The organism is Christensenella intestinihominis (assembly GCF_001678845.1).
Lineage (GTDB): Bacteria > Bacillota > Clostridia > Christensenellales > Christensenellaceae > Christensenella > Christensenella intestinihominis.
Genome location: NZ_MAIQ01000004.1, coordinates 186046 through 208082 on the forward strand (window position 1 = coordinate 186046; position 22037 = coordinate 208082).

A 22037-nucleotide genomic window follows, 5' to 3' on the forward strand; every position below is an offset into this window, starting at 1 on the left:
ATTTTTATACCTGCCCAAGGCCTGTCAATCTCTCCTTATGCAGCTTGGAAATAGACGAGTACGGGCATCTGGGAATAATTCGAAACGGCGGAAAAAGTTCCCTGATTTATGTTGATAAACGCCTGTTTCTTCTTCTTTACGGTATAGCCGTCTTTATTCTCCGCAAAGTAATCGGCTTCAATTCCCCATTTCTTTTGACCGCCTTCCTCATAGGTCACAAAATTTGCATTGCCCAAACAGATATCTGCGCTAAAGGGATAAGAAGTCCCGCTCCTGCTGTCGTTCCCGATGCCTATTTCGATCATTTCATCCTCCAGGGTCATATTCCGGAGCTTTGCATTTTCCGTCATAATATGCATATCGATTGCATTGACCACGGCTTTGTCGTTAAACAATTCTGGAATAAGGCTCATTGTATCGTTTTTAAGGTATGAACGGCTCCTGAAATCACCCATGACGCCGCTCACCCGGCTCAAGCCCGGTCCCGAAGCGTCCGTATTACTGTCTATTTCAAACTTACAGCCCATTGCGCCGTTCAGCTCTTGGGAATCGGTAAAGATGGTGTCGTCTTTCAGTATAGCGATTATCTCTTCCTCTGAAAAGGCGTTCTCTTTTTTCCCCATGTCGGCAGTTTGGAGCGCATGGTTGCTGTAATGGATAGGCACTGTATCCGGTACACCGCTCAATCTTTTCAGCGTAACGGCTTTCCTGACAACGGTGCTGTAGGCATACCCGTCGCTGACATTATGCCTGCCGTTATTTGAGAGTGCTTCCATCGCGTCACTGTACGCGGCAAGCGCCGCGTCGGATGCTGCCGTGTCGGATTTCATCGTGCCGTTTTGCGTACAGGAAATCGCGCCGAGCACACATGGTGTTGCCTTTGTGATGATATCCGCCACATACAGGCGCATTCGATCCTTTTCCGCATAGGTAGAGGAATCCCAATTGTAATTGAATTCGATGACGAGGTCCAAATCGTTGATGGGCGAGTCTGTAAAGAAATCGCTGGGCGCGATGCTGATTCTAGAGCAAACGTCTTCATACTTTGTGCCAAATTCTGAAAAGGCATTTGAGGCTGCCGCCTCGTTCATTGCCTGAAACATCAGGCTGTCCGTTATTTCGCCGGAAATCTGTTCGCCATACATCGCGGCAAGCGCTGTGCCGAGCTCCTCAAAATCGCCTTCGGCAACCTTATTTGCGGCAACAATTTTTCCTACAAAATCCTCCGGCAGCGGATAGGTATTTTCCTCGGCAATCACACTGCCCTTTGTGCTATATTTTGTGTTGGAAGGCGATGGAACGCAGATATTTCCCTGCTTATCCTTATAGACCGTAACCTCCTCGTGGAGAATATACTTTGTGCAATTACTGAGATAGGTATTTTGAAAAGCAGTCGCCATAATATCCAGGTATTTCAAATCTTTATAGAACGCCTGCCAACTTTTCTTCGCGTTTCCGATTTCGGTCTTGCGGGCCTGCGTATATGCGGATCCATAGAGTGAATCGACTTTTTGGTTCAGCGTGCCGATTCCGCTTTGAATTTCACTGAGCTTTCCATTGACGTTCGCAAATTCCGCCTTCATCTCATCGTATATTTTGTCAAGCTTGGCGTCGGTCGATTCGATAACGCCGAAATATTCCAGCACGCTTTTCGCTACATTGGCGGCGGTTCCCGCTTTGCTTCCAAGGTCTTTGAGCGTGTCACCATATTTGCCCCAGAGGTCTTTTACCGTATCGGCGACGCCTTTTCCATTGTCTGTAAGCTGATAGGATAGGGCTACGGTATTACTGGAAGCGTTTGTTCCCCACATGTTTTTGACAGTATTTTCGCCAAATAAGATTGTTCCGCTTAAAGGTTCGCTTTCAACATCGATCACGGAAGGCAAGGTAAACGCAAGTGTTGCTCCGCTGTCCGTTTGGGTGAAGGTTACATCCTTCGCGTCTTCAAACCCGTCCTGGAATTCGATATTATCAGCAGCGGCATTATCGAAATATGAATAATAATTAACCAACTCCGCTGTGACAAGGGTATTTCCGCCGGATGTCGCTACGTCTGTAATATAGCCGTCTATCCAGCCCGAAGGTATATCGGTCGAACAGCTCATCTCACAGCCTTCTTTAAAGGCTTCCGCCCGGACTGTCATGGAACCGTCCTCAAGCTTTGCGATCGCGTCGTCTATCCCCGAGGCTTCCATGGCAATTTGCAGCTTGGCCTCCGTGGCGTAAGTCTTTTCAACGCCGGTTACCGTATATTCGCCATTCGGGGTTGTGATCGCAAACAAATCCGTGGAAAGCCGGTCTGCGAAATCCATTCCGTAAAGGGAAAGATAGACCTCGAATATCCCGTTTTCATAATGCATTGCCTCGTTCGTCATATTGATCGAGGGATAAATAATATCGATTGCCACGGCCTGTTCCTCTGACGGCCTTTCGGTTGCGGTGGAAAGAACCCGGATATCTCCCGCGGCATAGCGCGCGCCGCTTTCCTGCTGCACAACGCTTCCCTCTGCATACACATCCAAGTGGGTATCGTCTTTTCGCTCGACGTTGGTAATACGCATCCCTGAAAATCCGTCTTCAAGCTGTAAATCCCCTGCGCCGATCCCTTCCTTGAGCTTTGTGCCGGAAAATGTCAATGCTGCGCGGAAAGACGTGCTGTTGGCATTGATTTCGCTTATATCACAGTCGATGTCATATGTTTCCTTTTCCAGGAAAGGCACGGTTGCATAGGAGACCTGCCGCTCGGCCGTTGCGTCCGCGGCAATTTTTACTTCATAATTAACCGCACGGGAATAGCTTTCATCTTCAAAATCCAGCTGCAAGACATTATTCTCCTTAAGGCTGGCTGTACAGGGAAGCCCGACGGTTTCAAAGTCATCGTTATCCAAAGAAAACGCATCTTCCCCGCTTACATCCTCTTTTCGATCATCTTTTAAACGAATGGCACTGACCGTTGCGGCGTCCGCCAATTTATCCCCTTTAAAGGTCAGCGCATCCGAAGTCAGTTCAATCGAATATTTTCCCGCGTCCGAGTACGACGGATATTTCAATACATTAAGAGAAACAGAATTCTCATTGGAAATCGAATCTTGCGCACATCCTAAAAACACCGTCAACGCCATGCAACAAAAAACGATCAGTGCCGTTACTTTTTTCATATAATCCCCCTATCAAAATAAATGACAGCATATTTTGCAGCGGTTCCTTAAATGGCAACGTATATGCCATTTCCACGAAGGCTCCGTGTGATACATCCTGCTTACACACGGTGTGCGTAACAGAAAGCCGCCCCTTTGTGATACTTTACTATTGAAATTATACCATCAAAAACATGTTTGGTATATTTTCTATGTAAAAATGTCTGCTTTATTTTTGTTTTTGCGTTTCGAAATCGACTCCTCCCCTGATTAATATTTGCTATTCAGGCGGATAAAATTATATCCCCAGGCTTTGCAGGGATAAAAAAAGACCTATCCAAAAGGATAGGTCTTTTTTTGCATTTTCATGCTTAGATAATATTCCCGGGGAACATTATCTTTCGGACTTCTTCAACTGTCTGCCAGTAACGAAGACCGTTCCCGCAGCAACGATCGCGATCAGCGTAAGGATCATCGCCAAATCAGCGCCGCCCGTCTTCGGGGACGTAGAGCCCGTCGTTGCCGCACCAGCGCCGTCAGCCTGTTTTACAACAACGCCAACCGGCGACAGGGAGGACAACGTGACAACAACTTGGCCGTCACTGACGGAATCGGGTTTCACGTATTCCCATGCACCATTAACATAATGGATTACGGTTACTTCGTCTCCCGCTTTTACGCCGTTGACAGCGAGTGTCAGGGTAATCGGACCTCCGTCATAATTTTCAGCCGTTACATCCTGCAACCAGGCAACTGTGCCCGGCGCTTTGGCCGAATCGATCTGGGCCTTCAGTTCGTCTGCATTGCTGACTGCCGATACCGTAACCTGGACAGGATTGCCGTTTGCATCTTTCGCAACTACACTTCCGCCCGTCGGGCTGGGAGCCGCAAAAGCAACGCTTCCGATTGCCAGGCACAGCACAACGATCACTGCCACAACCAACATCTTTCTCTTTACCATCGGATAATTTACCTCCTTTCCCAAATATTTTAATTAGCGCCCGGAAAACCGGACGTAATCAAGCAATATAATTATTCCGCCGTTCCTGCAGTCGCGGCGGAGGGCTGTTTCAGGTAGAAAGTATCCAGAATCATTTGATATAATTCTTCGTCATCCGCGATATATTCCGCGTATACTTCCCCCTGCTGCATTTCCCCCGGCACTGTCATAATATTTTCGTCCGCAAGCCCGGAATCAAGAGCCGCCCGTGCCACATAGGCAATTTCACTCAGGCTCATATCCGTGGACGCATAACTCCCGATTTCCTGATACAGGCTGACCGGGAAGAGTACGTTATTTTTGGTGTTTTCCTTTACCGCGTTGAAGAAACCCTTCAGGTAGCTTACCTGCCGGTCCATACGCGACAGGTTGGACGTCAGCTCCGATTCATCCCTCTGCTTCACATAGGACTGCGCCTGCTTTCCGTCAAGCGTAACCGGCGTTCCTTTTTCTACCGTTTTCCCGGCGACTTCCACAGTCTCCGGAGGGGTTACCGTGACGCCTCCCACCGCATCTGTCGCGGCAGGAATTCCCGCCACGTCAAGCGTGATATACCGGTAAATGGGAAGCCCGTAAAACAGGTTGCTCACGGCATCCACCGTAAGCTGGTTGCTGAGCTCCGCGCCGTCCCCATATGCATGGGAAAGAGCGATTTGCGCTACTGTATTTCCCGCATAATTCCGGTTCAAATCGTATAGCTTTATTTCTGTCATGGTGTCGCGCGGGATGTTGAACAATGTCATTTTGTTGTTGTTCGTATTAATCGCGATGAGCAGGATGGTATCCGCCTGTCCGCCGCCGAGCGTTTCCCCTTCGGCTCCCTCGTGCTTTTCATAGTCTATCCCCATGAAAACCACGTTGACCATATCCTGGTTGTATTGATATACTTCGCCGTTGTACAGCACCGCGTTTTCGCCGATATCCGGCCCGCCCGCATTTGCGTCCGCTCTGTCTCCCGCGGCGCCTGCCACTATATTATTTTCTTTCGGATTAAACATTGTCCGCGAATCGTATTTATCCGAATTAATCAGGATGGAAGCGGCATAGCCGATCAGTACGGCCAGCACGCCCACCAGGCACAGCACGCAAATTAAAATAATGCGTTTCTTTTTGCTTTTCCTGTGCTTATGGTGATAATCCTTGTTCTTGTTGTACCGTTTGTTATACCGTTTATCGTTGTGCGGACTTTTCCGCACCAAAACATCCTGTTTACTCATCTTCCTCTAGCACCGCCTGTACCAAATAACGCTTTTCATCCTGCCCTTTGACGCAGGTGGAAAGCGTCAATATTTTGTTATCCTCTGTTACCGCCATATTGCCGTCAATGTTTGCTTTCATATCCCGCGTATTGAAAATTCCGGCAAGATACCGCGCAAAAACATTGGCGTCGTTAAAATCGTACGACTGCATAATATGTTCGTTTCCCGACGGATAAGCCGCGAAAATCCTGTAGGTCAGTTTTTCCTCCGGGGTATAAATAATGATTTCCCTGTTTTCGTCAAAAAACGCTTTGTCCTCATATTGGTGCAGCCCCGCAAACATCGAACCGTTTTTCATATTGTGCCCATAGATCACGGTGTTGGGGTCTGTAAAATCCTTGCTGTTAAACTGCTCCGTATAAATCGATCCCTCCACCGACTCCTGTCCTGCCAGGTTATGTGTGAGGTAGAACGAATCATCCAGCGGATTTTGCACAACCGGATAATCGATATCCGTCCCCGGAATTGTGATCCATGCGTAAATGTCCTGGTTCTGGGTTTTAAGCGCCGCGAAATCAATTGGAATATCGGGGGCCTTGGAAACCGACGCCGTCGCTTCCGGTTCTCCGGAAGGCGTTGGCTCCGCTGTCTTTTGCGCAATTTGCTGCATTTGTTCATTGAGTTCCTTATCCCGCTGTTCCCAGTTTGAGAGGACAAGGATTCCCACGACCGCCGCGGCCAGCACAACCAGCGCGACCACCAAAACCACAATCAGTGTTTTCCTTTTTCCCGAACGTCTCTTCGTATCTTTCTCCATATAAAAATCCCTTTACCTTTATGCTGCCGGTTGATATTCCACTTCAAACAGCTTTTCCGAGCTGCTTCCTTTTTCCAGCGAGACTTCGGCGGTTACCCCGCCCAAATCGTTACTTTCCGTTACCGTCTCGCTTACTACCTGCCGTTTCAGCCCGTCTTCAAAGGGCTGCCCCAGAAATGATACGGTCAGTGTTTTCCCTTCCGCATTGCATTCGATCACGAGGTAAACCGGGCTGTCGGATGTGTTTTTAAAAGCCAGGTCCGCTCCGTCCGAAAAAATATCCGCATCCAGCCCAGCGTCGATATAATCCGCGGGCCACGGCCTTGACGCGTGGTCTTCAATTTCCAGTTCGGACGCGAGGGCCGCCGCATAAATCGTGGATGCCAGATGGTTGAGGCCGCCCCCCGGCGTCTTCACAATCTGTCCGTCAATCAGCTCATTGGCCTGTCGCCAACCGTCCGCTTCCTCAAGCGCCCCAAGCGCTTCTTTCATCGACCATGTTTCTCCCGGGCCAATTTCCGTCGTATTTAAAAGATCGCTTGCTTTCCAGATATTATAGGCGCTGTCCAACTCCGGATGCTCTATTGCCGTCTCATAACTGCCCCGCGTTTTCAGCGCCGCATCCTGTCCGCCGTCGTCCGCTTCCTCCGCAATAACCGGTCCGCTTCCGAAAACCGCCATTTCCGCGGCGATTCCTTCCACCAGCTTATCCGTATCGATAACCGGGGCTTCCGACTGCTTTTTAAGTTCATATCCCGTCGTTTGGTTCTCTTCATCCACGGTTTTTTCCAACGCGTTCCCGATGTCGTTTGCTTCGGTGTCCGGGATGTTTTTCGAGACTTCCTCCCGAATCAGGGCCGCATCTGTTGAAACCGGGCAATCGAACGGGCCGCCCGGTTGGGCGTCCCCGTTTTTCCCATACGCAAACGCATCCGCCAGCGCCTGGCTGTAATCGATGGTCATCCCCGCATCGTTCCCGGTAATCGTATATTGTTTCCCCGCAATTTCATAGGTCACGGTTTGCCCGCTTATCCTGCGGTCCGCCGCGTTTTGCACCGCCGCTTCCCCTTCCGCATACCTGAGGCCGGAGAGGTCGCAGTCAAGCACGGTAACTCCCTTGGCAAAGGTGTTCGGGTCCGCCGATTGCATCCCCGGAAATATTTTCAGTATAATAAAAAGAGCTGCCGCCACGGCAATCGCTCCAATTACGATCCATATCCATTTCCGGGAAGGCCCTCCTCCCCGGAATCCTCTTTCCCTTTCCTGCAAAACGAGCAGTTCCGGCGTTCTGTTTTCTTGTTCTGTCATAGCGCTCCCCGTTAATGTAATTTCCTTTTTGTCCTGTCAACCGGCCGCTGGAACTCCTGTCCCGCGATATCCGATTTCCGTGCAAATTCCTTCTCCGCAGGCGGTGGATTGTGGGCGCTTTTGCGGCTGCCCGCTTCTCTCGTCTCTTTGGCCGCGGACATATACATATCCTTTTCCTGCCGCTCTTCCTGCTTAATCACGGTATGCCTGCGGCTCTTCTTGTTTCTTCCTTTCGCAGGCCGCGTTTCCTCGTAATCGTAATACCCATAATAGGAATACCGCTTCTGCATATCCGGGATTGCATTCAGGATGCAGGCTGACGGCTTGGTGCCCGCTACCTCCCACGCTTTCTTGCAATCCTCCAGCACTTCTTTGGTCGTATATCCGTGCCGCACGACCAAAAGGATTCCATCCACATACGGATGCAGAGCGATCGCATCCGGCACCAGGAGCACCGGCGGGGTATCCAGTATGACATAATCGTATTGCTCCGAGAACGCATTGATCAGGGCTTTCATTCGCTTGGAGCCAAGCAGCTCCGTCGGATTAGGCGGCCGGTGTCCCGCCGTTAAAACGTCAAAATACGGCGCATAGTGGATAATATAATCTTCCGCAACAAGGCCTTCCCGCCCGGCCATGATTAAATCCGCGAGGCCCTTGCGGTTAGGCAATTCCAGAACCCGGTGCACCGTTGGATTCCTCATATCGCAATCCACCAGCAATATCCTCTTTTGGGAAAACGCATAGGAATTGGCAATATTGCTTGTCACTGTGGATTTTCCTTCGCCTTTGATGGAGCTGGTTACCATGATCGTCCTGATATCGCGGTCGATTCCCAGGAAACCAATGTTGGTCTGTATTGTGTTAAACGCTTCAAGCGCCTGCTTTTTGTAATCGATATCCATAATTTTTTCTCCTTATGCAAATCCGGGCGGTCAGTTAAACTTGGGGATATTCCCGATGACCGGCACATCCATAATTTCCGTAATGCTGTCCACGTCCTTGACCGTGTCGTCGAGGATATATCGCAGCACCGCGATAATGAGCCCTATAATCAGCCCAACCAGGGCCGCGACCGCCGTATTCAGCATCACATTCGGGCTTGAGGGCGCGTTCGGGACGGTCGCATAGTCGATCACCTGTACGTTATCCATCTTCATGATGTTCGTTACTTCCTGCTGGAATACGTCCACAAGCGTGTTGGCAACCTCCTGCGCAAACTGCGGCGAGGTATCCGTCACGGAAATATTAATGATATCCGTATCAGATTTCGCGCTGACTGCGATCATTTGGGAAAGGTCCTTCTTCCCGGTGTCAATGTTGAGCTTGTCTTCCACCTGTGACAGCACTTTTTCCGACTTGCACAGCACGCTGTATGAATTAACCAGCTTGGTGTTCAGGTTGTAATCGTTGATTGTCATCTGGCTTCCCGTTTCGCTGCCCGTATTCGTGGAGCTCACGATCATCATCGCGGTTGCCTCATATTTTTTGTCGATCACATATTCGGAGACAAAATATCCCGCTATCCCCGCCAGTATTGTGAGCGCCACCACAATGATCCAACTCTTTTTGAGCATTTTCCCGACATCGCGAATTGTAAATTCCATTTGCAAATTCTCCTCTGTTTTTCTATTCCGTTAAACTTTTATTATTCTCCAATAATTGATCCATCAAATCCTGCCCATACCGTTTCCGGCATTCCGTAAGGCTGTCTTTCATGAGCGGTGCCCGCCTGCCCGCCGAATGCGCGTCCGTTCCGATAAAATCCACATACCCCTTTTTAAAGAGTTTGCGCGCTGTTTTCTGCGCTGTTTTTCCGTAAAGGCCCGTAAGGCTGCCCGCATTGACCTGGAACAGCATACCGCTGTTTTTCCACGTATCGCACATTTCAAAATCTTTTTTCAGGTAAAGATACCGCTCCGGATGGGCCAGAATGGGCTGCAGTCCCGTGATGCGCAGCAGGTAGAGCACCTCTTCCATGCATCTTGGAACCCGTTCAAATCCCGTTTCAATGAGGATATGCCTTCCGCCGTTCAGCGCCAGGCGCTCCGGATGTTCGTAATCTAAAAAGGCTTCGTTTACATACACTTCAAAGCCCTGGTAAAGCCGGAGGGATATGCCGCGGTGATCAAGCTGCCGCTGCAATTCTTCCCTTTGCCGGTTCGCTTCCGGTATCAATTCATCATATCCCGAAATCGCATGCGGTGTGCAGACAATACGTTCGATTCCTTCGGAAACGGCAATTCCGGCCATTTCGATGCTGGTTTCGATGTCGTCCGCGCCATCGTCGATATAAGGGATGATGTGGGAGTGGAGGTCTGTAATCATTTTTTCATTTTTCCTATATATTGTATTATTATCTTCGCAATTTGTTCCACAGTGTCTTCCCGCAGGTATGGATGCATGGGAAGCGATAAAACCCTGCCGCATAATTCTTCCGTAACAGGGCATCTCGCCTGGGGCAGGTTTTCAAAGGCCTTCTGCTTATGCAGCGGTTTCGGATAAAAAATCATGGCAGGAATTCCCTGTTCCTTTAAATACCGCTGCAGGCTGTCCCGCTGTATCTGCGACTCCAGCATAATCGTATATTGGGCCCAACTGGAATAAAAGCCGGATTTGATCTTGGGGATTTTGACCGCATCTTTCAGCAGGGCAGAATAAGTATCTGCCACAGAGTTGACCTGCTCCAGTTCGTAATCCCGGAACGCTTGAAGCTTCACTTGCAAAATCGCCGCTTGCAGGCTGTCCAATCGTGAATTTATTCCAATCCTTATATTGTCGTACTTATCCGACGGGCTTTTCCCGTGAACACGTAACGATTTTACGATTTCTACACATTCGTCATGATCAGTAAATACCGCACCGCCATCTCCGTAACAGCCAAGGGGCTTGGAAGGGAAAAACGACGTGGCGGCAATATCGCCAAAACTGCCGGCCTTTTGACTGCCAATACGCCCGCCAAATCCCTGTGCTGCATCTTCCAGCAGCTTAAGACCATATTTTTCACAAAGCGGACGAATGGCCGCATAATCCGCGGGCTGTCCGAAAAGGTCTACGGAAATTACGGCCTTTGGCTTTCCCTTGCCTTCTCTTTTTGCCTGCTTTACCGCACGTTCCAGCGCAGCTGCATCCATATTAAAAGTGTCCGCATCCACGTCCACGAAAACAGGCGTTGCTCCCACAAGCGCAATGACCTCCGCCGACGCGAAAAAGCTGAAATCCGAAACAAAAACCAGATCGCCGGGGCCGATATCCCAGGCCATCAGCGCCAATTGCAGGGCATCCGTCCCGTTTCCGCAGGAAATGCAGTATTTAACGCCCGCATAATCCGCCAGCTGCTGTTCCAGTTCCGCAACAGGCGTTCCCATGATATAGCGGCTGCTTTCGAGCACGCCGGCAACCGCCGCGTCGATTTTGGGTTTCAATTTTTGGTATTGTGCTTTTAAATCTCGAAATTCCATCATTTATTTACCAAATTCTTTGGCCATATCCATTGTCGAAAAATGATCTAAGGGTAATTTGATAGGCTTCCCCTCTTTCTGGCTCTTATAGATCGCAAGTACAAGTTCAAGAGCATTTTTACCGGCAACAGCATCAACATAAGGCCTTCGGTCTTTTTCAATGGCATCAATCATATCGGCATAAAGACTTGTATGCCCATTGCCATATACGTTGCTCGTTACTTCCTGCAGCTGTTTATTCCGGTCGTCTTCTTTTTCTCCATCGGCAAATTCCCACACGTCAATGTTGTTGGTGGATTTTCCTCCAATTTTTACCGTTCCTTTTTCACCAAATAGATATAAGGTCTCTTCGAGATTCTGCGGATAAACATTGGTTGTTCCCTCGATGGTTGCAATTGCTCCGTTTTTAAATTTAACTACCGCAAGCCCGACATCTTCGGCTTCCAGATAGCGGTGGAACCGCTGCCGCGTCTGTCCATATACCTCTTCTATTTCATTTCCCATCATCCAACGCAGCAAATCAATTCCATGGATGCACTGGTTCATCAGCGCGCCGCCGTCCTGCTTCCATGTGCCGCGCCACTTTGCCTGGTCATAATAACCTTTGTTCCTGTTCCAGCGCACATGGATCGAACCATGCGATAATTTTCCAAAGCGTCCTGCTTCAAGCGCCTTCCTTGTTTCCTGCACCGCCAGGTTAAACCGGTTTTGATGGCAGGCTGCTACCTTGACATTTTTTTCTTGTGCCCGTTGAATGATTTTTTCTGCATCCGCTATGCTCATCGCAATCGGTTTTTCAATAATTGTGTGAACTCCATGATTGATGTATTCTAACGCAATTTCAGCATGTTTTCCGCTTTCTGTCGCGATCGCTGCCAATTCGGGTTGTTCTTTCGCAAGCATTTCCTTATAATCCGTATACCGATGAATTCCCTTATCTTCCGCCATTGCGGAATGCTTCAGCAACTCTTCCATATGCTCGGGGACAATATCGCATACCGCTACAAGTTCCAATTTGTTATTTTGAACTGCTTTTATATGATTGACTGCAATTCTGCCGCAGCCGATTAACGCATATTTCATTTACCGGCCTCCTCTTTCCTTTTTGCCGGGTTTCCCATCACAACCTGGTTGGCTGGAATGCTCTTTGTCACGACACTTCCCATACCAATAAGGGTATTCTCACCGATTGTAATGCGATTTCTTAATGTCGCATTGAGTCCAATATAAACATTGTCCTCCAAAATGCAAAATCCACCAAGGATTGTCCCAGCGACAAGCGTAACATTTTTTCCGCACTGGACGTCGTGCCCGATGTGCACATGATCGTCTGTTTTGGTATGTTCACCCAGCACGGTATCTCCTCCCATACCCCTGCACACAGTCGTAATTGCTCCTACTTCTACATAATCTTTTAAGATCGCCCTTCCCAAGCTATAGGTGCGCATATAATTTCCATTTTGATCCTTATACATAGAAAAACTCCAGGAACCAACGATTGCGTTCTCTTTTACAACACAATTCTTCCCGATTATGGAATTTTTTATTTTAGCGCCGCTCAGAATAACCGAATTATCCCCGATGGAAACATCGTGGCCAATAACCACCCCCGGTTCAATCAGTATGTTTTTCCCAAGGCTCACATTTTCACCAATTGTATAGCCTTCCTCCGTCAGTCTGTATTTCCGCGTTCGATCTGCAAGGCTTCTTTTTTCATGCAACTGCCGCGCAACCTCACCATAGGCCCTCGCCGGATCGTCTGTTTCTATCAGGCAATGTTCTTTTTTCAATTCCTGTGGAAATACCGTTCCTGTTTCCACAAAAACCAAGCAATTTTGAACCGTATCCAGATTACCGAGCAGCGTCCCTAATTTTTTGCCGACGAACAGAACCGTATTGCTGACCGGCTTTGCAATATAGGAAGCGCCGTTTATCTCAAAATGATAGTTTTTATCATAATCATGGGCCGAAATCATATTCCCCTCCGCCTAAACAACTATAGTACTTCAATGTTGTCTCTTGCCTTGATATCCTTCATTACATTCTTGGTATCGAAAATTGCTTTTGCATATTTCTGCACCAGTTCATAATCCACATTTGTATGCGCAGTTGTAATTAAAACCAAATCCATTTTTCCCAATACATCTTTTGTTAATTCAGGTATGCTTTCCATTCCTGTCTTAATTTTGGGAACCCATGGATCGTAATAGCTTACTATGGCTCCTTCACGTTGCAATACGTCAATGACACGCAATGCCGGGCTTTCCCGGCAGTCGTCGATATCCTGTTTATACGCAACCCCAAGCACAAGGATTTGTGCGCCGCCCATAGCTTTTTTGTGACGGTTCAAAATTTTGGATGCCCGCATCACGCAATATTCCGGCATCCTGTCGTTAATCATCATCGAACTTTCAATCATGGAAGTGTGGAAGCCATATTCCCGCGCCTTCCACGAAAGATAATATGGGTCAAGCGGGATACAGTGCCCTCCCAATCCCGGTCCCGGATAGAACGCCTGGAACCCATACGGTTTGGTCTTGGCCGCATCGATTACTTCCCAAATATTAATTCCCATACGGTCACAAAGCATCGTTAACTCGTTGATTAGACCGATATTGACATTTCGATACGTATTCTCTAATATTTTTTCCATTTCGGCCACAGCCGGGCAGGATACCTCTTTTACCTCGCCGTCAAGAACGGCCCGGTACATAGCGGCAATCACTTCTGTCGCATCCTGCCCAATGCCCCCAACCACTTTGGGCGTATTTTTCGTTTTGTAGATCAGGTTACCGGGGTCAACCCGCTCGGGCGAGAAGCCAAGATAAAAATCTTGTCCGCACACCAGGCCCGATCCTTCTTCCAGAATCGGCTTTAACAGCTCTTCCGTTGTTCCCGGATAGGTTGTTGATTCCAGCACTACAATGGTTTCTTCTGTCAAATATTTGGCAATCTCCTTTGCGGATGCTTCCACATAACTGATATCCGGCTGCTGGTGCTCGTCAAGGGGCGTCGGTACACAAATCGCAACAAAATCTACATTTTTGATGAAAGAAAAATCAGTTGTTGCCAAAAGGATTTCAGATTGCACCAAGGATTTTAAATCGCCTTCGACAACATCTCCAATATAATTCCGTCCCTGATTGACCATCTCCACCTTCTGCGGCTGTATATCAAATCCAATTGTTTTAAATCCTGCTTTTGCCTTTTCGACAGCAAGCGGAAGGCCAACATACCCAAGGCCGATTACACCTACCTTGATTTCCTTGTTTGCAATTTTATTTAATAACTTTTGCTTCATGTCTTATCCATTTCCTGTTCTTGTTTTTCTGGAGATGCAGAACCGAGACCATTAACCCTATTGCGATCCATAAATTACTTGTCGTCAGATAGCTTCCTGAAATCTGAAGCCTGACTAAGGTCGTCACCCAAAACATGCAATAAATGATATTAAAATCCTTGCTCTGTAAAATCGTGGCTTTTTTCACCGACAATATAAGGCAATAAAACAATACAAAAAACACCACAATTGCCGGAATAACTCCGAATTGTATTGTGAATTCTAATTCCATATTATGTGCGTAACTTCCAAATATTACATTTGGATCAGTGGATGTTGTCATTAAAAATCTGTCGCCCAGCAATCCCCGGAACTTCAAAGGGTCTTCTGCAATCGCAAAAAATGCTTTGTCATAGTATACGTTTCTTCCGCTCAGATCAAGCAAATCATCATAGTATAGCAGCTTTAGAGTTCGCGAACTGGGCATTGCGCTATATAATGCATATAAGATTCTATCCATATAATACAGAAGGATAAACACGCCGAATGCGATGACTGCAAGTACCACGATCGTCTTGAAAAGGCCCATTTCCTTGAACTTCATCACCAGGATGGCCGCTATATAGATTACACTGCACAAAAAGGCCGCGCGGGCTCCCATCAAAAGAATACTGATCATCAAAATAATTGCCCATAGCCAATTTATATATTCTTTTTTTAGTAACGCATAAGACAGCGCAACACATGTGGGTATCAAAATATTGTAGGAAAACCCCATGTATTCCAACGGCTCTAGCCCAACCCACGCAGCAATACAAACGTATATTAATGAAATATAAATATACGGTTTCAGGCACCGCAATAATTCCGAATAATCCGTAACATATCTTGCAAAAAAATAGGCCGGCAATATCCGCGAAAATAGATTTAATATATAGTCTTGCAATACCAACTTAACTTTTGGCTCGACTATTAAACTAATTCCTATAAGGATTACAAATGCCAAAGTGATAAAAATAATATCAAGCTTGATTTCATTTCTTAATATATAGAAAATGATATAAGCGGCCAGACAGATATACAATACCATTCTGACTCTTGTATAAAACACCAGCGTTTCTGCAGAAAAAAATTGTTTTTCTAATAACCTGATTATTTCTATAACAATCTCTATATTAATAAAAAAAGCAAATATCGGATAAAATATTTTTCTCTCACTTCGAATCGTTTCAGAGGCCCCCGATCGAAGGACTGTTTCATTATACATTTGCCAACTCCATCTTGCGTATTCCCCGATGCCCTATAATGTACAATAATATTAATCTTATAAGGCTTGCGCTAATTGCCGCGTAGCAGAATCCCGTCAACCCATAGTTAAGCAGGGCCAGCAACCCTCCGCCTACATAAATAAGCCCATATATAACCTGGATTACTATTTGCCAATAAGTCTGTGCATACTGCAATACTGCAGGCTGCGTGATATTTCCGGTTACACTGATAATGGCGGCTAAATTTGCCAAGGCAATATAGGGCCCTGCCTGTTCCATCAGTGTTGGATATAATAGCCCTGTAAACCACGGGGAAATCCAGAATGCAAATACATAAAATGCACCCGATAATATTAATACTGTAATATTTATCTTCCAGAAGCGCTTCTTAGACATCTTAAAATCTTTCTGAGCATAATATCCCAATAAAACGCCTGCAATGGGAACCATAACGACCCCAAGGCTCTTCCCGAAAAAAGACGCCACCGTATAGGCTGAAACCGAATCTGCTCCTAATACAGGATAAATCAGTAACCGGTCCAGGTACTGGATAAGGTTGGCAATGAGCGTGGTCCCAATCAAAATCATGAACTTGTTAAAGGAAGTTTTAAATAGCTCTGTCTTCTTGCACGGTTCCTTTACTAATGAAGTCGTGGTCAGAATGTAAATACTCGCGGCAATTTCCCCCAGCGCGAAAGACAGCGGCCATACTCCGGTTTGAATCGTAATAAAAATCCCCAGCAAATAACCGCCACACATAATGACGTTGCTTATTAACAATTTTTTAAAATTCAGTATCAACCGGTAGGCTACAACATAATACGCGCGCAGCGTACCAAATAGCACATAAATAATCAGCGCGCTAAAAGTTGCCCCGTCAATAGAGCTATTAAAAAAGGCTGCTGCAATAATGGCTGCAATGGATGCGCTAATAAGGGCAAAGATCACCAACAGATTAAAATCCCCGGTGACATTTTTGTCCAAATATTCTTTATTCTGGATCAATCGAACATTATTTAAACTATTTCCTAATGTTACAATAATAATATTCATGATTCCCATGATCGTCAGAATCGTACCATATTCAAGGTCTGAGTACCGGCTGGCAAGAAGAGGATAAATGACTATTTGCAGCATAATAGTCAAAATTCCAGAGGCAATGATATTAATGCCAAAATCCGCTACTATTTTTTTCTTTCTCTGCTTCACTTTTAACCAATATCCTTATTCATACAGGCGAGCTGCTAATTTTCTATAATCCAACAAATCACGCGCTATTACATAGGAAGCTTCGCTCATTGCTTTCAGGCATTCCGGCTTATCCGCAATCTCTTCAAAAGCGTCCTGTATATCTTGTGCGTTTTCTACAAAAAAGCCGTTATTTTTTACATATACTTCATGACTTTTATAAGGGAACAGCATAACGGGGCAGCCACAGCACAAGGCATTTTGCATTGTTGCAGATTGGCTTCCCGGCTGCAGGTAAATATCCGCAGCACATAAATATTCGTGCAGTTCGTCGCTGCTTTTCCACCCCAAATAGAGTATTCTTGAATCGTTGTTAATAATTGGCATTACCTTTTTTTCCACATCTTCAGTAAAGGAACCAATGATGAATAGTCGAAATCTTGAATCCTGCACCTTCTCGAAAGCTTCTAATATATCGAGCGTACGTTTCTTTCCATCCATTTTTCCCGAATGAACCATGACAATATTGTCTTCGTTTAATTTGTATTTTTCACGGAACTTTGTCCGGATATTTTCCCTTTCATCCGATTCAACGATATAGCCGCCCAGCGGGTAAAATTCCATCAACTGTTCCGGAACCCCATATAAGTCCTTGGTAAATTCGCCGCTTTCCCGGGAGACATAGAAAAAGCGATCGAAATAAGGCAAATTTTTCCGAATACGCCGCTTGTAAATTCCTCGATTCAAAATTTTTTCAGTTAATAAAAAATGCGCGCTATTATTATAATCTGCATGGCTTTCTACATATAGGCGCACATCCGGATTTTTCTTTTTATAGCGTACTGCTGAGTCGGTATCTTTTCCTTGTGGGTCATGAACAAATATAACGTCGGGTTTTTCGCGGCAAATTATTTCATAAACCCCTCTATGCGAACCAATTCTGCGGTTGATAACACTCGGAAGTTTATACTTATCTTTTACACGATACAGCTTGACTCCATTTTCCAATAAAGCTATATCGTCATTCATATATTTCTCTGTCTCGGCAAATTTTTTAAACTCTTTTTCTATTCGTTTACAGGCAATTACAACCGCTTCATGCCCATCTTTAACATTTTGCTCCGGCAAGCAATTTTCTTGATAGCTCCAACTTGGGAAAAAAGGATTGGCGTTTAAACACAAATAGCATACTTTCATTTTCATTATCTCCTCCCCAAAAGCTGCGAAATTGTCTTGAGAGCGGAAGAAATAACCTGGTCCATATTATAATATTTATACTCTGCCAGTCTTCCCAGCAGGATAAGATTTGGATACGCTTGTGCTCTTTTCGCATATTTATCATATAAATCCCGATTTTTCTTTTGTGGCACAGGATAATAAGGAATTTTACCATCATCAAAATTGCAGGGATATTCGTAAGCAATGTCCGTGCTTTGATTATCGTATTTCCCCGTAAAATGCTTAAATTCAATAATGCGCGTATATCGATGTTCATTCGGATAATTAATTACGCCGATGGACTGATATTCACCTTTCGGGAGTTCCACATACTCGAAGTCAAGCGAGCGGTATGGTAATGTCCCCAATTGATAGCGAAACAATCTATCCAAACAGCCGGTATAAATCACGGGGCATTCACATTTTTCCCCTTTGAAATACATATTTCCGGAAGCGTCCATCGATATCAAATCCAATGCATCGCAGGCAAGTGTTGTATGTATCAGCGGTGATTGCAGCATCCTGTTGCACATTTCCGTAAAACCCTGTATTGGCATGCACTGGTATTCGTCATCAAAGTATCCTGTTTCATCGGATATCACTACAGGCACCCTTGCTCCCACATCAGGGTCTAATTCTTCCAGCTTCATTTGCCATTGTTTTTCGGTATAATGCAAAAATACTTTTTCATATATGAAGTCAGCTAACTTTTGTATTTCACAATTGATATTCTTTCTTAAATCGCTAATTGGTATCTTGGCTCCATATCCATACGACTGTAGCAATAATTCGCGTATTATGGCTGCTTCTTTTTCTGGGAAAAGAAGTGATAGCGACTGCAGATTAAAGGGAATCGGTACCAATTTCCCATCAATTTCGCCCAATACCTTATGGCGATACTCAAAAAAATCCGAATATTTTTTCAAATATTCCATTACCGTCCTGGATTTTGTATGGAAAATATGCGCTCCGTATTTTTGATTTAATATTCCTGCATCACTTTTAAAATCATATACGTTTCCCCCAATATGGGGCCGTTCCTCCAACAATTCGACCTGATATCCATCATCAGACAGTTTTTGCGCAGCAGTAATACCGGCTAACCCCGCTCCTACAACAATCGCCGTTTTCATACGTCTTTCTCCAGCAGTCTTTCCAGCAACTCTACAATTCTTTTGTTTGATTCTTTTCGGTCAAACTGTGTCTTGGCAATATTTCTTGCTTTTGCCCCCATATCGATACATAAATTCGGATTTTTATATAAATATTCAATCGCATCGGCTAATACAGCCGGGTCTTCCGGTTCAACATTTATGCCAAATCCGTCATTGTCAACTTTCCCCCTAAATTCAGGGCTCATACAAGTATTGATCATTGGCTTTCCCGCTGCTAAATAATCTCCAATTTTAGTAACAATACTCTGGGGCGCTTTTTTCACAAACGAATTCACTAAAATATCGGATTTTGAAAGATAGGCCGCCATTTTAGGATATTCTATATATCCCTCGAAACTTACGTTGCAATCACAATCCCGAGCCGTTTGTTTAAATTCTTCTTCTAATGGACCTCCGCCTAAAATCATAATTCTAATATTTGAATATCCCCGGCGCTTCAGTTGGGCCGACGCCAAAATAAGAGTTTTTATGTCGTAGCTGGTCCCTAAATTTCCCGCATAGGTAACCCAGAAATCATCCTGGGCTTTTTCTATCATATCTTCGTATTTATGGATTCCTTCATCAAATTTGTCAATCTCATTCCCAACGTAGACGGTAATATGCTCTTTAATATCAGGATTATCTTTCAGGGGCCGATCCCTATATTCATCCGACGAGCCCACAACCGCGTCGGCGCTAAGGTAAATCTCCCTTGCATCTTTGGCCACTCCTGCAAAAGCCAGGGAACTTATAACCGGAATATCCAACACCATTTTCATTGCCTCGGGCCACAAATCTTCAACATCTATGACAAATGGAATATTTTTCGCCTTGGCATATAACGCTGCTTCTTTTCCCATATTGTTTGGAGGAATGACACAATAAATAAGGTCGTAATTTTGTGTTTTGAGATATTCCGCAAGATTTTTTGAAAACACTTTATGGCTGTTAATCCGCCGAATATCTACATTTTTCTTATATCCGGGTTCATATATACAAGTTATTTTGTAGGTCGATTCAATATCGGAAACTTTGCTGATATCCCGTTGCTTTTTCTCCCAATGCTGGAATGTACTAGTGATCATTTCCACATCAAATCCATGGGTAGCCAAAAAATTAGCCAAATAGCAAAACCTTGTATATCCCTTTTCTCCCGGCAGGGCCGTGCTATTACCGATCAGTGCTACTCTTTTCATCTATCTTCACCATTTCTTTTAATCAGTCACTATCTCCAGGGTGTTAAGTGCTTTATCACATATCCTTAAGGCTTCTTCAGCATCACAGCCCTGGGAAATTACACACCCTATCCTATCTCCGCTGGAACATATTTCCCCTATATGTTCTCCTTCCCGTTTATACATTTGGACTTCCTGTACACCCGGGATGCTTATTGCTTGCTGGTATCCATGAACGCCCCGCAGGGTTCCCACCTTGCTTTTTATATATTTGACGGCTGCGCCCTTGCAGTATTGTTTCGCCACATCTACTTCTTCCCCCAGTGCCAGCTTAATGCACTCTTTTACAAGGTCTATTCCCGTAGACAGGGGAACTAATTTAGTAGTAATATGATCCCCGCCCAGGCGCGCTCCAATTTCTACAACTTTCACACCGTTCTCTGTTATCTTTAACTCGGTATGTGATGCCGCTTGATTGATACCGATTGCCTGTATCGTTTCTATGGTAACGGCCTCAATTTGGTTTTTCGTTGCCTTATCGAGTCTTGATTGCTGCGAATGTCCCATCTCTACGAAATTAGGCGGTCCTGTTGTAATTTTGTCTGTGATCGCTATAATATGAGTCCTATTATTTTGGGTAATTGCCTCAACGCTTACTTCCGGTCCTTGCATATATTCTTCAACTAATATTTTCCCTGATCTTGAATAAGACATTGCATGTCTGTAAGCTTTCCCGGCGTCACTCAGCGACTGCAGCAAATATATACCCTTGCTTCCTGAATTATCCGTCGGCTTTACGATAATTTTTGTTTTGAGCGCTTCAACAGCCTGTAAATATTGTTCATAATCCGAAACCGTATAAAACGCAGGAATATCAATGTTTTTTTCTCGCAGCCGTTCCCGCATAAATGATTTATCGGTGGCTAAAAGCGCTGCCTCGCCCGGGAGTCCGGGCAAATTATTTTTATCGCAGACTGCGGCGACAGAGCGCACCGGCATATCGGTTGCCAGGGTCATGATTCCATCCACGCCATAGTGATCCGCGGCTTTTGCCACGCCTTCAATATCGATTGTACTGACAACGCATTTTACATCTGCATGAAGAAAGCCAACCGCATCCTTATCCTGATCAACCGCTATTACTTCCAGTCCCATCTCTTTTGCCTTGAGGATGGCTGGTAATTGTAATATTCCCGCCCCCAGAATCATTAATTTTTTCATTGCTTCTCCACACGTTCTTGGTTGCGATAAACGTTCTTTTTACGCACAACATTTTTAATTGTTTGTATAAATATCCAAAAGTCTAATTTGAAACATTGGTTTTGAACATAATAAATATCGTTTCTCAGCTTTTCTTTTGTTGTTGCGTTATTCCGGTTGACCACCTGGTTGTATCCGGTGATTCCCGGTTTCTCCGACAATATGACTTTTTCCTGCTCCGTATAATTATCAAGCCACATCGCCGAGTCAGGCCTGGGGCCAATGAAACTCATCTCGCCTTTCAATATGTTAATTATTTGCGGCACTTCATCCAAACTTGTTTTTCTCAATACTCTTCCTACTTTAGTTACCCTCTCATCGTCTTCCGAATTGAAAGTAGAACCGTCCGCCATTCTCAGGTCCGGCGCGTCCATTTTCATGGTTCGAAATTTGTACATATCAAAAGTTTTTCCATTACGCCCAATGCGTTTTGAAATGTATAACAAATTACCTTTATCTTCCCGTTTAATCAAGATTCCTATTACTATGCAAAGGATCGCCAAAACAGGAAAGAGCAACAGGGAAAAAAGAATATCTAAAAATCTTTTTACAGCTTTATACATATTATTCAA

At 45.4% G+C, this 22037-nt stretch carries 19 protein-coding genes; all 19 read right to left on the bottom strand.

Translation table 11 applies throughout. The annotated features are described in order from the left end of the window. Positions 1-35 precede the first annotated feature (35 nt). Positions 36-3158, bottom strand: a complete 3123-nt coding sequence (locus tag BBD38_RS07315; protein WP_066686293.1) for a hypothetical protein — start codon at positions 3156-3158, stop codon at positions 36-38. A gap of 373 nt (positions 3159-3531) precedes the next feature. After that, positions 3532-4098, bottom strand: a complete 567-nt coding sequence (locus BBD38_RS07320; protein WP_066686295.1) for a hypothetical protein — start codon at positions 4096-4098, stop codon at positions 3532-3534. A 71-nt stretch (positions 4099-4169) separates the two neighbouring features. Then, the gene (locus BBD38_RS07325) at positions 4170-5354 is read right to left on the bottom strand and encodes an LCP family protein (RefSeq protein WP_066686297.1); all 1185 of its coding nucleotides are present in this window, start codon (positions 5352-5354) and stop codon (positions 4170-4172) included. Continuing rightward, the gene (gene srtB / locus BBD38_RS07330) at positions 5347-6153 is read right to left on the bottom strand and encodes a class B sortase (RefSeq protein WP_066686298.1); all 807 of its coding nucleotides are present in this window, start codon (positions 6151-6153) and stop codon (positions 5347-5349) included. The genes BBD38_RS07325 and srtB overlap by 8 nt, the downstream gene beginning before the upstream one ends. 18 nt (positions 6154-6171) lie before the next feature. Then, positions 6172-7461: a VanW family protein gene (locus BBD38_RS07335; RefSeq protein WP_066686299.1), complete on the bottom strand. Its 1290-nt coding sequence runs from the start codon at positions 7459-7461 to the stop codon at positions 6172-6174. Positions 7462-7472: 11 nt separating this feature from the next. Then, a complete protein-coding gene (locus BBD38_RS07340; RefSeq protein WP_066686301.1) occupies positions 7473-8366 on the bottom strand; it encodes a CpsD/CapB family tyrosine-protein kinase in 894 nt (297 codons plus the stop codon). Between the two features lie 30 nt (positions 8367-8396). After that, entirely contained in the window at positions 8397-9068 is a 672-nt protein-coding gene (locus BBD38_RS07345) for a YveK family protein (protein ID WP_066686302.1), read from the bottom strand. Between the two features lie 22 nt (positions 9069-9090). After that, complete coding sequence (locus BBD38_RS07350) at positions 9091-9789, bottom strand: tyrosine-protein phosphatase (RefSeq protein ID WP_066686303.1); 699 nt, start codon at positions 9787-9789, stop codon at positions 9091-9093. Then, the gene (locus BBD38_RS07355) at positions 9786-10886 is read right to left on the bottom strand and encodes a DegT/DnrJ/EryC1/StrS family aminotransferase (RefSeq protein WP_328585606.1); all 1101 of its coding nucleotides are present in this window, start codon (positions 10884-10886) and stop codon (positions 9786-9788) included. The genes BBD38_RS07350 and BBD38_RS07355 overlap by 4 nt, the downstream gene beginning before the upstream one ends. Positions 10887-10925: 39 nt before the next feature. Further along, on the bottom strand, positions 10926-12005 hold the full coding sequence (locus BBD38_RS07360) for a Gfo/Idh/MocA family protein (protein WP_066686304.1): 1080 nt from the start codon (positions 12003-12005) through the stop codon (positions 10926-10928). Further along, on the bottom strand, positions 12002-12898 hold the full coding sequence (locus tag BBD38_RS07365) for a DapH/DapD/GlmU-related protein (RefSeq protein ID WP_066686305.1): 897 nt from the start codon (positions 12896-12898) through the stop codon (positions 12002-12004). Before BBD38_RS07365 ends, BBD38_RS07360 begins: the two co-directional genes overlap by 4 nt. A 20-nt stretch (positions 12899-12918) precedes the next feature. After that, complete coding sequence (locus tag BBD38_RS07370) at positions 12919-14223, bottom strand: nucleotide sugar dehydrogenase (RefSeq protein ID WP_066686306.1); 1305 nt, start codon at positions 14221-14223, stop codon at positions 12919-12921. Beyond that, positions 14201-15469 (bottom strand): O-antigen ligase family protein, encoded by a 1269-nt coding sequence (locus tag BBD38_RS07375; RefSeq protein WP_066686308.1) that lies wholly within the window; start codon positions 15467-15469, stop codon positions 14201-14203. The genes BBD38_RS07370 and BBD38_RS07375 overlap by 23 nt, the downstream gene beginning before the upstream one ends. Beyond that, a complete protein-coding gene (locus BBD38_RS07380; protein WP_066686310.1) occupies positions 15462-16679 on the bottom strand; it encodes a lipopolysaccharide biosynthesis protein in 1218 nt (405 codons plus the stop codon). Before BBD38_RS07380 ends, BBD38_RS07375 begins: the two co-directional genes overlap by 8 nt. A gap of 15 nt (positions 16680-16694) precedes the next feature. Continuing rightward, positions 16695-17861 carry a glycosyltransferase family 4 protein gene (locus BBD38_RS07385; protein ID WP_082989551.1) on the bottom strand — a complete coding sequence of 389 codons (1167 nt, stop codon included), beginning with the start codon at positions 17859-17861 and terminating at the stop codon, positions 16695-16697. Then, positions 17861-19009, bottom strand: coding sequence for a UDP-galactopyranose mutase (gene glf, locus BBD38_RS07390; RefSeq protein WP_066686312.1), 1149 nt, complete (start codon positions 19007-19009; stop codon positions 17861-17863). Before glf ends, BBD38_RS07385 begins: the two co-directional genes overlap by 1 nt. Continuing rightward, complete coding sequence (locus BBD38_RS07395) at positions 19006-20226, bottom strand: glycosyltransferase family 4 protein (RefSeq protein ID WP_066686314.1); 1221 nt, start codon at positions 20224-20226, stop codon at positions 19006-19008. The genes glf and BBD38_RS07395 overlap by 4 nt, the downstream gene beginning before the upstream one ends. 18 nt (positions 20227-20244) lie before the next feature. Next, entirely contained in the window at positions 20245-21426 is a 1182-nt protein-coding gene (locus tag BBD38_RS07400) for an ATP-grasp domain-containing protein (protein ID WP_082989552.1), read from the bottom strand. Continuing rightward, positions 21423-22028, bottom strand: coding sequence for a sugar transferase (locus BBD38_RS07405; protein WP_066686316.1), 606 nt, complete (start codon positions 22026-22028; stop codon positions 21423-21425). Before BBD38_RS07405 ends, BBD38_RS07400 begins: the two co-directional genes overlap by 4 nt. Positions 22029-22037: the final 9 nt, after the last annotated feature.